The organism is Chitinophaga agrisoli (assembly GCF_008386695.1).
Classification (GTDB): domain Bacteria; phylum Bacteroidota; class Bacteroidia; order Chitinophagales; family Chitinophagaceae; genus Chitinophaga; species Chitinophaga agrisoli.
In genome coordinates this window covers 212,329-224,983 of sequence record NZ_VUOC01000003.1, presented here as the reverse complement: position 1 = coordinate 224,983, position 12,655 = coordinate 212,329, and the positions used below count along the sequence as shown (strand labels likewise).

9 protein-coding genes are annotated in these 12,655 nt (G+C 51.1%); 2 read left to right on the top strand and 7 right to left on the bottom strand.

From position 1 onward, the window contains the following. Positions 1-18: 18 nt before the first annotated feature. Both F0L74_RS16140 and F0L74_RS16135 read left to right on the top strand, forming a co-directional pair. Entirely contained in the window at positions 19-492 is a 474-nt protein-coding gene (locus F0L74_RS16140) for a MarR family winged helix-turn-helix transcriptional regulator (protein ID WP_149838944.1), read from the top strand. Positions 493-615: 123 nt separating this feature from the next. After that, positions 616-1,920, top strand: a complete 1,305-nt coding sequence (locus tag F0L74_RS16135) for a tetratricopeptide repeat protein (RefSeq protein ID WP_149838943.1) — start codon at positions 616-618, stop codon at positions 1,918-1,920. Here F0L74_RS16135 and F0L74_RS16130 read toward each other — a convergent pair whose 3' ends face one another. The 7 genes from F0L74_RS16130 to F0L74_RS16100 form a co-directional block, all read right to left on the bottom strand. Continuing rightward, a complete protein-coding gene (locus tag F0L74_RS16130) occupies positions 1,921-2,148 on the bottom strand; it encodes a hypothetical protein (RefSeq protein ID WP_149838942.1) in 228 nt (75 codons plus the stop codon). It lies immediately after the preceding gene. Between the two features lie 101 nt (positions 2,149-2,249). Further along, the gene (locus F0L74_RS16125; RefSeq protein WP_246197735.1) at positions 2,250-3,437 is read right to left on the bottom strand and encodes an alginate lyase family protein; all 1,188 of its coding nucleotides are present in this window, start codon (positions 3,435-3,437) and stop codon (positions 2,250-2,252) included. A gap of 22 nt (positions 3,438-3,459) precedes the next feature. Then, a complete protein-coding gene (locus F0L74_RS16120; protein WP_149838941.1) occupies positions 3,460-5,259 on the bottom strand; it encodes a glycoside hydrolase family 36 protein in 1,800 nt (599 codons plus the stop codon). A 4-nt stretch (positions 5,260-5,263) separates the two neighbouring features. Beyond that, the gene (locus F0L74_RS16115) at positions 5,264-7,819 is read right to left on the bottom strand and encodes a glycoside hydrolase family 95 protein (protein ID WP_149838940.1); all 2,556 of its coding nucleotides are present in this window, start codon (positions 7,817-7,819) and stop codon (positions 5,264-5,266) included. 10 nt (positions 7,820-7,829) lie between these two features. Next, complete coding sequence (locus F0L74_RS16110) at positions 7,830-10,283, bottom strand: glycoside hydrolase family 2 protein (RefSeq protein ID WP_149838939.1); 2,454 nt, start codon at positions 10,281-10,283, stop codon at positions 7,830-7,832. 58 nt (positions 10,284-10,341) lie between these two features. After that, complete coding sequence (locus F0L74_RS16105; RefSeq protein ID WP_149838938.1) at positions 10,342-11,889, bottom strand: hypothetical protein; 1,548 nt, start codon at positions 11,887-11,889, stop codon at positions 10,342-10,344. A 34-nt stretch (positions 11,890-11,923) separates the two neighbouring features. Then, positions 11,924-12,643 (bottom strand): hypothetical protein, encoded by a 720-nt coding sequence (locus tag F0L74_RS16100; protein WP_149838937.1) that lies wholly within the window; start codon positions 12,641-12,643, stop codon positions 11,924-11,926. Between the last annotated feature and the right edge of the window lie 12 nt (positions 12,644-12,655).

Below are 12,655 nucleotides of genomic sequence, written 5' to 3'. Positions count from 1 at the left end.
TGACGAAAATACGGCGTTATGAACAGTTTGCTGGACGATAAATTGCAGCATTGCCTGGCACAAAGGCCCCGCCTGCTCATCCGGATGGTCAATTTTATGAAGAAGGATATGGACGGCCGCCTGATGGAAAAATTGCAGCAAAAGGGCTATACCGATTTTAAGATGGGGGATATGGTGCTTATTGCCAATATTGCCCCGGAAGGTATTATCAATAATGAGCTGGCCAAGAAAGCCCTTATTACCAAACAGGCCATGAGCAAGGTGGTAAAGAACCTGGAGGCTGCCGGTTACATTGTTACCCGTAAGCATGAAACGGACAACCGCGCTATGGTGATCTTTTTAAGTGATAAGGGGAAAGAGCTGGTAATAGCCGCCACAGAAAGCGTGCTGGAAATTGAAGAGCATTATGCCAGCCTCATTGGCGGAACGGACGCCGCTACCCTCAAAGACCTATTAAAAAAATTAGTGGGTAATATCTACCCTGCCCTCTAAGATCCTGCATATCTGGCACGTAAACTGTATACAACTACGGGTTGTTGAGAATTTTGTGCATTGAGGAAGGTTTAATACTTTTATAGGAGAGCAGCCCAAAATTATGAAACAACCGGCGAACGTATGACCTCTACCCGGCTTCTATATAACGACGACGAATACATTGACGGCTTGCTGGATAGTTCCCCAGCCATTATTGATGCCATATACCGGCATTTTGCCAAAAAAGTCAGTTCCTTCATCCTCCAACGCGGTGGTAACAAGAAAGATGCAGCACATATCTTCGAGGTAGCGCTGAATGATATCTATGACTATGCCCGCAGGCATAACATAGAGCTTACGACCCGTTTTGAGCCTTTTTTTATGCTGATCTGCAAAATTGAGTGGCGCAAGGAGCTACAGAAAAGAGGGATGGACGTAGCAGCAGAATCAGAGCCTGAACGGGCGGCGCTGGACAATACCCATCTGCGCTATGTACAGGAGCTCGTCAATAACGGCGAAAGGAAGCGGCACTGGCTGCATCTTTTCCTGCAGCTTACCACTACTTGTCAAACTACCATCCAGAACGCCGTTATCACACCTCCGGCAGACGGCGCCGGCACCAATCCACAACCCACCGCCGGATTGTTACCGGACACATTTAGCTCCTGCATGAGCACCCTGTTAAAGCATAACGGGCTGCCAGGCGGCAGGGAAGTGTTTCCGGGCGATTATGAGCAGGTGGCGCTGTATGTAATGCAGGGGTTACCGGAAACGCAGAAACAATCCTTCGAAACACGGCTGCAGGAAAACTATAATTTGCGGGAAGCTGTTCAGACAGGCAGGGACGCCGTGGAATGGCTACGCAGGGCCTTAACGGCAGATAATACCCGCCGGGAGCTGACACAGGTGCTGGTAGATATGCGGCAACGCTGGTTCTACAGTCAAAATAAGGATATGAACCGCATGGGATTGTATGTAAGCGGTATTACTGTTTTGGCTGTTATCATGGCCGGGCTTCTGTTCATCAGCCCCTTCCGCAAGGATGTATACCGCCAGTTTGCGCCTACAGAGATGGCACATCATCACCTGCCGGACAATGATACCTCCAAGCTGCTGCACGAAGCTGCGCAGCATTTTAACAAACGTCGCTTTACCAGCGCGGTGGAGGTGCTGAACCGGGTATTGCAGATGGACCCCTCCAATACCTACGCCCGTTATTACCGCGGCGTATGCCTGGTGGATATTAACCAAATGGTCCCCGCCCGTACTGATCTGAAGCAGGTATACGAAAGCAATTCCCCCTACCGCTATGATGCGGCATTTTACCTGGCGCTGAGTTATTTACGGGAAAGGGATAAACAGCAAAGCCTGGAGTGGCTGCTGAAAATACCACAAGACGCGCCCAATTACTGGAAAGCAAAAAAACTGATAGAAGAGATCCGGTAATCAGTTCAAGCGGCTGTATTGGATAATATTCTCCACTTCGCCTTTGATCACTTCATAGATCTGTACCTTGTCTTTCTTGATCATTACCAATTGCTGCAATACCAGGTAATATACCTCTCCCCCATTGCACCCAGTCAATTGTGCTTTTACTATTTCTTTTTTAACCTCTTCAAAGCCGGTAGCACCCAGCTTCTGATAAATGGCGTATAAATCGTTCATCCACTTCATAGGAATAGTTGTTTTTCATAGACATATAAAAATATTCATAATGTTTATGAAAAGCAACTATTCGTGCGTAAATTTTTTGTTAACAGATTGGATATCACCCCTTAGTTGTATAACCATATTACCGGGTTACGTACCGGCAGGTTCCGTAAAACTTCTTCTACCTGGGGATCATGTTCCAGCTTTAACCACAGGCGATAATAATCCTGGTTATTATAGGCCACTGCCCCAAATAACAGGAAGGGCTGGGCTACGGGCCAATTATCCCAGTACATTACATCCTTTGCAAACGGCCAGCGGCCTTTATTCTGTACAAAGGGATACATATAGGCCATGCCTTTCCCCATGTTTTTCCCGTCTGCCGTGGTAAACTGCCACAGATGCTGTTTGCCGTCACTTAAGATCTGGCAAACCATGGTCATGGCATCCAGGTTAAACAGTGAGTAGCCATATGGCTTGGTACGTTTTAATTCCAGCGGGAAACTGCCGTCTGCGGCCATTTGTTTGGGCAGTAGCACCTCCTGGTAGCGTTGGGTACAAAAGTCCATCCAGTGTTTATTACCCACCCATTTTGCAAAAGCAGCCACCTGCATTACCCAGCAGGTACCGTGATTATTGGCGGCCTTCATTTCATCCAGCCCATAGGGGTGAGTGGTCATCCATTGCAGATAATCGGAGAACCATGCTTTAATGGCCTGCAGGTCCTGCGGCGGCAATGCACCTGCTTTTTCCATGATGTGTAATGCCTGTACTACTTCCAGGAAATGGATGGTGTCAATAATTCCAATGCCCCTGCCGGTGGCGCGGCCTTTAATGGCTTGCGCATACTGCAGGTTGGGATTCATGCGTGTAGCTTCGTCTACAAACCAGGCGCGGGCATGTAACAGCGCTTTATCGAGATAGGTCTTGTCTTTACTTACTACATAAGCAGCTGCCAGGGCGCCCATTATGCGGCTAAAACGCACCATAGCCCGGCGGTGCTCCACAAAATTATCCGGGTTGGTTTGCCCATCCTTCTGGATATAGGGGCTATCTGCACTGGCAGGATTGGGCCACCAGTAATCCCCTTCTGAATAAAAATCATGTTTGCCCCCGGCACTGCGGGCACAGGTAGCTGCTGTTACGGTAACAGGGGTTTGCTGCATAGCCCATGCGCCGTGGGTTAAGATCTCTTTCCGTTGACCCTTTATCACCCGTTGCAACCAAGCTTGCTCATTGGCCGGGCCCTGTGCAAACACAGCGGCGCTAAATAAGAGGTAGTAAAGGCTCAATAATGGTATACGCATATTCATACTACTGATTCATGAATGAATGTTATTGCAATTGTATCACTGTCCCATCATGCCCCTGCAACTCCAGGGTATATGTGCCGCTAAATTTCCCTAATCGTTTTCCTGTCCAGTGATCCACTAGCTCGTATGGCTTATCCAGTTTTACGGTTAACTTTTTAGGTTGGTCTTCCCAGTTCAGGAGTACCAGGTAGTTGCTATTGCCGGTATGCAGTTTTCCTGTTTCAAATTTTGTATCCGGGAAAGCAGCAGCCTGCCCGGCTGGCGGGATGGATCTTTTCAGCATATTCAGGCGTTCCGGCGAGATAGTGGTCAAATCATCCCCGCTTAACAGCATGCCACCGGTAGCATACAGTAAAGCGGCGTGAAAACGGAATTCATTATCCGGCATATTGCCGGTCAGCAAAAGGCAGTCGGGATCATTCCACCACAGGCGGCCATTCTGCCAGGAGCGGTACAGGTTTTCCCGGCCGGAACGCTCAAAAGTGCTCCACTGTCTTTTAATATCCATAGAGCTGCGCGAGCCGTGTATCAGGCCGAGCGAAGGCCATAACGGATGATTACACCCCAGGATGAATGCATTGCCGGTACCTTTTAATATGGCTTCCATACCACGGCGGTATGCCTCAATACGGGTAGCCTGTTTATCATAAAAATAGCCGCTGTGTATAGCACCCCAAAAGTTAGCATCCAGCTTAAAATAGGTGCAGCCCCACTGGTTGCGCATGGTACGGAACATCTCTTCCAGGTGTTTTTGTACGGCAGGATGGGTACCATCCAATACATACCATGGTTTTAAACGCCAGCCGCCAAAAGAAACGAGATCGCTGCGCAGCGGTTTGCCAGTGGCGTCCTTTACCAGCCAATCCGGGTGTTCTTTAAACACAGTGGAATTACTATCGCAGATAAACGGCGCTACCCAGATAGCCGGCTCAAAACCTTTATCGCGGATAGCCTGCAATACGGGCTGCACGTTGCCGCCAAATGATTTGCCCACGGAGAGCCAGTCGCCCATATGGGGTTGATAACCGTCGTCTATCTGTATGTATCGCAATGCGGGCACATTAGCCTTTATATAGTCCAGGTTATCATAGATATTCTGTGCGGTTACCCGGGGACCAAAACAATACCAGCTGCACCAGCCTGTAGGCGGTTGTTTAAAGGTCAACGGCGGGTGCTGGTAGTTGATACGTTTTGCAAAGCCGTCCAGTAATGCGTTGCCATCATTCCCATCTTTCAGCATCCATTCTTCCAATGTAAAGGAAGCTCCGGGCGCCAGGGAAAGGTTTTCCAGGTCCTGCACCACTTTGATGGTATCTGCGTTCAGGTAAAACTTTCCGGCAAAACGGCGGCAGCTGGTAAAGCCCAGTAACAGCTGGGGTCCGGCTTCGGGGTACAGGCGCAGCAGGTTATATACAGCCAGGTAGCCATCTGGCTTGGGGATTTTATAATGTCCTTCGTCTGTGTAGTTCCCCAAGGTTTGCGGCTTTTCCAGGGTACCGGCTGTTTGTGTCAGCATCTGGAAACCTTCTGCATAAAAGGGGGTAGCCGGCGCTAAGATCTTTCCTGCCTGCGCCAGGATCACTTCTTTGATGTGTACCGGAGTGCTGCCGGTGTTGGCAATGCGTGTATTACAATAGTCCCCATTCCAGCTGCGGGTGATCTGTACGCTGGGTGGAGCAGCTGTTCCTTTGTCTGTTATCACAACTGCCTTGCTCTGTTTCAATGCCTGCAGGAACTGGTCTGCCGGCCCAGCCTGTACGGCAAGCGCAGGTAATAGCGCTGCCGTTAAACAGCTTAATTTCCTGATCGGTGTTATACTCATATTGCTAGTTTCTTTGGGTGATCATAATTTCCTTTCCCGCTGTGGTCATCACATCATAGTCATACAGTTTTGACAGCGGCAGGTCTGGCAGCTTCGTTTTATCCTTTACCACTACCTGTGGCGGCAAAGGCCGGTAATAGAACGGATTAGGATTGTTCCCGGCGGCTGGTTTTGCAACTGCTCCCCCTACCTGTACCGCCACTTTGGTACGGATACGGCAATTGCCTCCCAGGGCGCTGCGTATTACTGCTTTGGTCAATTTCCCCGCTTTCCATTCCAAATCTACCGTAAAACCGCCCCGTGCCTGCAGACCAGTAACGTGGCCATTTGGCCAGGCGGCGGGCAAGGCCGGCAGCAGGTATATTACGCCATCCTGGCTTTGCAACAGCATTTCAGTGATGCCGGAGGTAACGCCAAAATTGCCATCTATCTGGAAAGGCGGGTGCGCATCAAACAGGTTGGGATAAGAGCCACCGGCGTTATCCCCGGTGCTGATACTGTCTGCGCTGGCCAGGAAGAGCTGTTTATTCAGCATGGTATAGGCATGGTCGCCATCTTCTAGCCTGGCCCACCAGTTTATCTTCCAGGCTTTGGACCAGCCAGTGCCGCCATCGCCACGCAAGAGCAGGCTGCGTTTAGCAGCGGCCGCCAGTACAGGGTTGGTACGCGGACCTATAAAATAACCGGGAAACAGCCCATACAGGTGTGAGAGATGGCGGTGATGATCTTCCGGATCGTCCCAATCCTTATACCATTCCTGCAGCTGTCCATATTGCCCCACATGAAAGGGATAGATCTGCTGCAAAACAGTTGTCAGCTGGCCGGAAAAACCATCCTCCTGCTGTAAGACTTTTGCGGCCTGTATGGTATTGTTAAACAGATCACGGATTATGGAGAGGTCCATGGTGGTGGCGATGCTTACTGAGCCTTCCCGTTTACCATTCACCAGGAAGTTATTTTCCGGCGAGGTGGCCGGACTGGTAATCCATTGCCCGCTTTTATTCCTGATGAGCCAATCCAGCATAAACATGGCGGCAGACCGCATGATAGGGTAAGCCGTATCCGCCAGGAAACGCCGGTTGCCGGTAAACAGGTAATGCTCCCACAGGTGGCGGGTAAGCCAGGCGCCACCCATAGGCCAGATAGCCCAGCGTGCATTGCCTTTGGGATCATTAAAATCAATACCGCCGGCTGGGTTGGTCATGGCCCAGATATCCGCATTATGGTGTGCTGTCCAACCCCTGGCGCCGTAATTAACGGCGGCAGTAGTGCTTCCTTTTTTTGCCAGCTGGCTAATGAAGTTAAATAAGGGTAAACCGCATTCGGAAAGGTTAGTTGTTTCCGAAGGCCAGTAGTTCATTTCCGTATTGATGTTGATGGTATAGTTGGATCCCCAGGGCGGCTGCATGGCATCATTCCATAAACCTTGCAGGGTCATAGCGGGGCCGCCCTTGCGGGAGCCGGCTATCATCAGGTAACGCCCATATTGATACAGGAGTGTAGTGAGCTGCGGGTCGCAATGACCACCGGCACGTGTGTAGGATTGCAAACGCTCGTCGGTGGGGTGGTTGGCTAAGGCATCATGCCCCAGTTCCAGCGTTACCTTATTGAACAGGCGTTGATAATCCGCGGTATGCTCCTGTAACAGCTGGTCTGCTGTTTTCTGCCGGGCATTCTCCAGGTATAGCCGCGCAGCCGCTGCCGGGTCTCTCCCCTCGCGAGCGGGCGATTTATCAGGTCCGTTATAGCTGGTGCCAACAGATAATAACAGCGTTACGGAGGAAGCCCCTTGTACCTGCAGCCCGCTGGTATCTGCTTTTACTGTACCGCCCTGTGTCCGTGCCTGCAGGTGCGCTTCGTAACGCATACCCTCATCCTCCCTGTAAACGATCTGCTGCGGCTCTGCGGGGCGGTTGGCTACATAAGCCGGCGCCTTTCCCTTCAATACTACATACTGGTCATTCACCGCCTGCACCTGATAAGGCATAGAATTCCGGAACTTTGTATGGAAGCTGATGCTACCTGGTTTGCTGGCGCTGAAGCGTACTACCAGTAACTGGGCCGGGTAACTGCAGAATACCTCCCGGGTATAGGTAATCCCGTTTGCTGTAAAGGTGGTAACGGCTACTGCATTATTCAAATTAAGCGTTCTGCGGTAGGCAGTAACGGCGCCCTTAATCTCGTTGTTGATGAGCAAACTGCCCAATGTGAGATAGCGGGCGCTGTAAAGGCCAAACATCTTACGGGCCTCCTGGTCCGCCTCCATATATTGCTCCTGCCCTAACAGCCGGCGTATATGCGGCAGTACTGCTTTTGCGTTTGGATTATTACCATCCCGGGGGCCGCCGGACCAAACATAGCCTTCGTTGAACTGCAGCTGCTCCTGCTCTACACCGCCAAATACCATGGCCCCTATGCGACCATTGCCTACCGGCAGCGCTTCTACCCAAAGTTTGGCCGGCTGCCGGTACCAAAGCTGCAGCAAAGAGTCTTGGGGCGATGCGGCTTGTGTCGTATTGGCTGTTAGTAATAATCCCAGTATAATGGCGTAATATTTCATGCAAGCATTTTTATAACGTAATAAACCCATCCGGCACGCCCTGTACGGTAGCGCCTACTACACTTTGCCCTTTATTAAGCCGTATGCTTATGCGGGCCTGTCCGTTCATTAGCTGTACCCTGCGCGATCCGTTTGATGTGCCCAGGTCATCTATCAATGTGCCGCTGCCGGCTGCGGAAAAGCTCACATAATCCTTTGCATCCAGGCATAATACGTTCTGGGCATCGGCCAGTTTTATGTTTACGACTACGGTATCATTACCGGCCGCTGTTTTCTCCAGTATCAGTTTGGCGGGTTTACCCCAGCTGGCGGTTTGATAGGTGAAAGAAACGGCGTCTGTTGCGGTTTCCTTTCCTTTGCGCGCCACCACTTTTACATCATAGTTACCCTTATGCATTGGCAGGTTCCAGCGTAGGCCTGCTGCGGGAAAATCCTGGCTGTTACGTTTTTTAACGCCATAACTTTTGCCGTTTACAAACAACTCCACTTCAGGGCAGTTGGAATATACCCATATCATTTTCTCTTCTCCATCTTTACCCCAGCGTATTGGCCAGGTATGGCCATAGATATGCGCCATAGGTTTGGCCGCCCAGTAAGACTGGAATACATAATACGCCTCCTTGGGTGTAAGATCCCGCCCTACTACGCCTTTCTGGTTTACATAAGGCACCGGGTTTTCCGGGCGTAGCGGGGTGGAGAAGTCTTTGAAGATCCAATACGCGCTGCCGGTCAGTTGTGGGATGGTTTCCTGCTCTTTGAGATGCCAGTCTATCAGGTTGCAGGCATAGGTCTCTGACCAGTCGCCGTCTTTAGAGGCGCGGGCCATACCGCCCGTGAGGGCAAAATCGCCGGTACGTTCGTCGGCCCCTTTGCCGGTGGCTATCTGTTTCACAAATTGCTCCGGTAACTCAGCATGACGGCCCTGGTGACTATCTGCGCCCCATTCCGCATGAAAGAAATGGGGTACGTCTGCAATAGCTTTCAGCGTTTCTTCCTTGTACTCTGTATAGCGGCCCCGGTACCAACCGGCCCAAATGGACGGGGAATATACGTCCACTATATCCTTACAGAAATCGCAACGGCGGATGGTGGTTTTACGGGTACTATCCAGCTGATGCGCCAGGGCGTTCAGCTCGCTCATAAAAGCGTGGATCTTTTGTTTATCAAACTCCGGGAAATCGCCGGGCCAGTCGTTCTCATTGCCTAAGCCCCATAATATCACGGCGGGATGATTGTAGTGCTGGCCTATCATATTGCGCAGCATGCGGCGGGCTTGGTCCTTGTATACATCGCCTCCCAGGCCGCCCCGGCACCAGGGGATCTCTTCCCATACCAGGATACCCAGGCTATCACACAGGTGCAGCACTGTACGTGATTGCTGGTAATGGCCCAGCCGGATAAAGTTGGCGCCCATATTCTTTATAAGCAGCATCTCCTGCCGTATCATATCTTCCGTAAGGGCAGCGGCCACGCCGGCGCCGTCTTCGTGACGGTGGGTACCCTGTAATAACAGGCGCTGGCCATTTAGTTTAAAAGGCCCATGGTCTACAAACTCAAAATGCCGGAAACCAAATTCTCCGCTCCAGGTGGCTGTACCGGTGGCTGTTTTAAGCCGGGCCTGCACGCTATAGAGCTGTGGCCGGGCAGGCGACCATAAGGCAGGTTTCTTGACCATAAAACGGTGGAAGATTTGTTCAGCATCCGTAATATTGATCTGTTGCGACCATTGCTGTATGGTTTGTTGTTGCGGATCCTGTACAAGTATCTCGAGTGTGGCCTGTGTGGTATGTAAGGGATTACGGAATACGGCGCTGAACGCTACTGACCCCTGCTTACCCTGTTCATCCACCTGGGCCTGTATATGTAATTGATCTATAGATAAGGCCGGCGTGTATACCAGGTTCACATACCGATACAAGCCGCCGTACACATTAAAATCTGACATATCAGAGGGGATCTTTTCCACATCGCGGGCGTTGCTGCAACGGATCTCTACCGGTACTTTGCCTTTGTAACGTTTGGCATCCGGGCTTTGGAGGAATTGTTGCACCGCCTCTGTGAGATCTGCGGTCCATTCATCATAACCGCCTGTATGGCTGGCCACTTTAGTGGTGTATACATATACATCGGTCTTTTGACCGGCGCCTTCAAAGTGCAGTAATGTACGGCCCTGTTCATAAGGGTTGCTGATGTCCAGCGTTGTGCGGTACCAGCCGGGGCCTTCATAATAGTTGATATCCGGGTCTACGGCATCGCGGGCGTTGAAGCAATGTGGCAGGGTCACGTTCTCCCATAAGGGTACGGATTCCGGACTACCTTCTGTAGCCGGGCGTACGGCTTCCCATACGCTGCCCAGGTCTTCCCGCAGGAACTGCCAGGATTGTGTTAGTCTGGTGTGTTGCTGTGCCTGTGCTGATGGTATTAAACAAGCGATGAATCCAAATAATAGCAGGTTCCGGATCATTTTCAATTACGAATTACTAATTACAAATTACAGATTGTAGCGGCGGTAAAGTATATAATTACTCACTCATGCGGCCCTCTCCTTTCCATGCTTCGATCAGTTGCCATATATGGCCTTTTCGTTGGGCGGTTGTGGTAACATTTGCTACCGCTGTTGCGCCCAGCCGCTCCTGCAGCTGCTGCAAATACAGGCTGCGGGGTATTTCATGGATACCCCAGCTTTCCCAATAGCCGCTGCCATTCTGCTGTTTGCCTACGCAGCCAATACCCCAGTTACGGGCGCCGCGCGGGCTTTCTACTTTCATATCACTCTGGTAAGAAAAACAGTTCCAGAACAGGGTTTGCGCCCCGGCCCATCCATGACCGGTGCCCATGGCCTTGCGGTTCTGTACGCGTATTTGTCCGCCGTAGATGTTATCAAATAATAACCCGGTTGCCCAACGGTGGTGCGGGCCAATATCTGCGTGGGTATCTGTGGCATAACAGTCCAGGAATACGTTAGGGCCCGGCACTTTGGAAGCGGTGACATAATCATGCCGGCCGCCCCGGGTGTAACAGCGCTGCACCAGGTTAAAGGCCGCGCCGCCAGCCAGGTTGAATGAGTATTTGCGACCACCGGTGGTAATGGATTTAGGATCCAGCATAGCGCATTCTTCCACCGTGTTGTATACGGATGCATCTTCGAGTGACACGCAGGCATATCCAAAAAATCGGGCCGTTACCCGCCTTACCCAGCAGTATTGCGCGCGTTGTAATACAATGCCTTTCCAGCCATGGTCCTCTGCCGTATCGTTACGATAGGCAGATTCCAGGCGCAGGTCTTCCACGCCGCATTGCTGTATACGGCCGTTTATCTTTGAGGGGCTAAGGTAGCCTCCTCCATATCGATCCTGTAAAACATCCACTATGGGCTCATTGAGCGTGACGGTATTACCCTGCAGGGTTTTAATGGTACGTTCAAATTCTACCTGGTAGGCTTCTGCTTTCCAGCCATATTGCGCCATCGCCAGGTCGTCTATCCAAGTTTGATTGGGCGTGCGGGTCACTACTACCGCCTGTCCAGGCTTAAGACCTGCCGCATCTGCTATGGTAAACGAGGTAGCGCCTACCGGTACATAGGCACTGGTAATCTTTTTACGGTTGCTATCATCCACCCCATATCCTTTACCACTACCCTTTATCTCAATTAATGTATGCTGGATCATAGCGGTTGCTTTCAATATGGCACCGCGGGCTCCCTGGCCTTCTCCACGCAGTACTACCCCGCTTTGTTTTATATACAGGGTACCATTCACCTCATAAAGGCCGGCCTTTAACAGCAAGGCGCCGCGGAAGCCATGGCTATCCGGCGGTAGCCGCTCCACGGAGTCAATAGCCTGCTGAATGCGTGCGCGGTTATCCCCCGGTACTGGGTATAAACTGCTTTTTACCGGCGCCTGGGGCAGGCTTACGCCCCCACCCCGGTACCCGGCAAATGAAAAATCAGGAATGGTATTTACGCTGTTATCCTCGCCTTCATTAGCATAGGTATTATAGACCAGCCGCCCTTTATCACCGGTATGCACCAATGGCTGGTGCTGGCCATATACGGCGCCGGCACCAGCCATTAAAAAAATTAAGGTGTTTATATATCGCATAATATCATGGTTTCACGCCAAATTCCACCACCCGGTCCACTACATGCGCGGGGCCATTGGTATTTAGCAGGCCGCCCGTACGCACGGTGGTGACCCTTACGGAGTTTAAAAAATCATTGAGCTTCATTTTGGAATCCCGGTCATTCACTACTTTCATTACCATAATGCTTTCCGGGTTTGCCGTATCCGCGCCCAGCGGCAGCAGCGTTTTTACGGTGTCGTTCTCTACGCTGATAGAGCCAAAATTGTGCTCACCCTCTATAATCAGGTATAACAGAAAGTTCTTCACAGTGGCTTTGGGGTATTCCTCCCAGCTTCTGGCGGGACGCATCACACCTGGGATGGGGTTACCCTGCGCATCGCGATCCGGCACCAGGTAACGGCCAAAATAGCAGTCGTTGGTTACAACACCGCTGTTATCCAAACGTAATATGGCATCCCGGTGCAACAGGATAAAGGTCCTGCTGGTTTTGGTGTACTCTGACTGGTCTATACCGGCATAGGCGATGCCTTTCAGCATCAGGTCAAAGATAGAGTCCTGACCGGGCTGGTTACGGTCCAGCATAAAATCCCAGCATGTTTTATTGGTATGCGGATCTGCCGTATGGGGCTTAAAATCCCAGTTTTCCTGCATATCCAGCCCTGCCAGGGTACAGGATGTAAAGGCAGTCAGCAGCAGCAACCATAAACCGTTTTTATATAGAAAAGATTGTATTGTTTGCATATACGGGTTTTT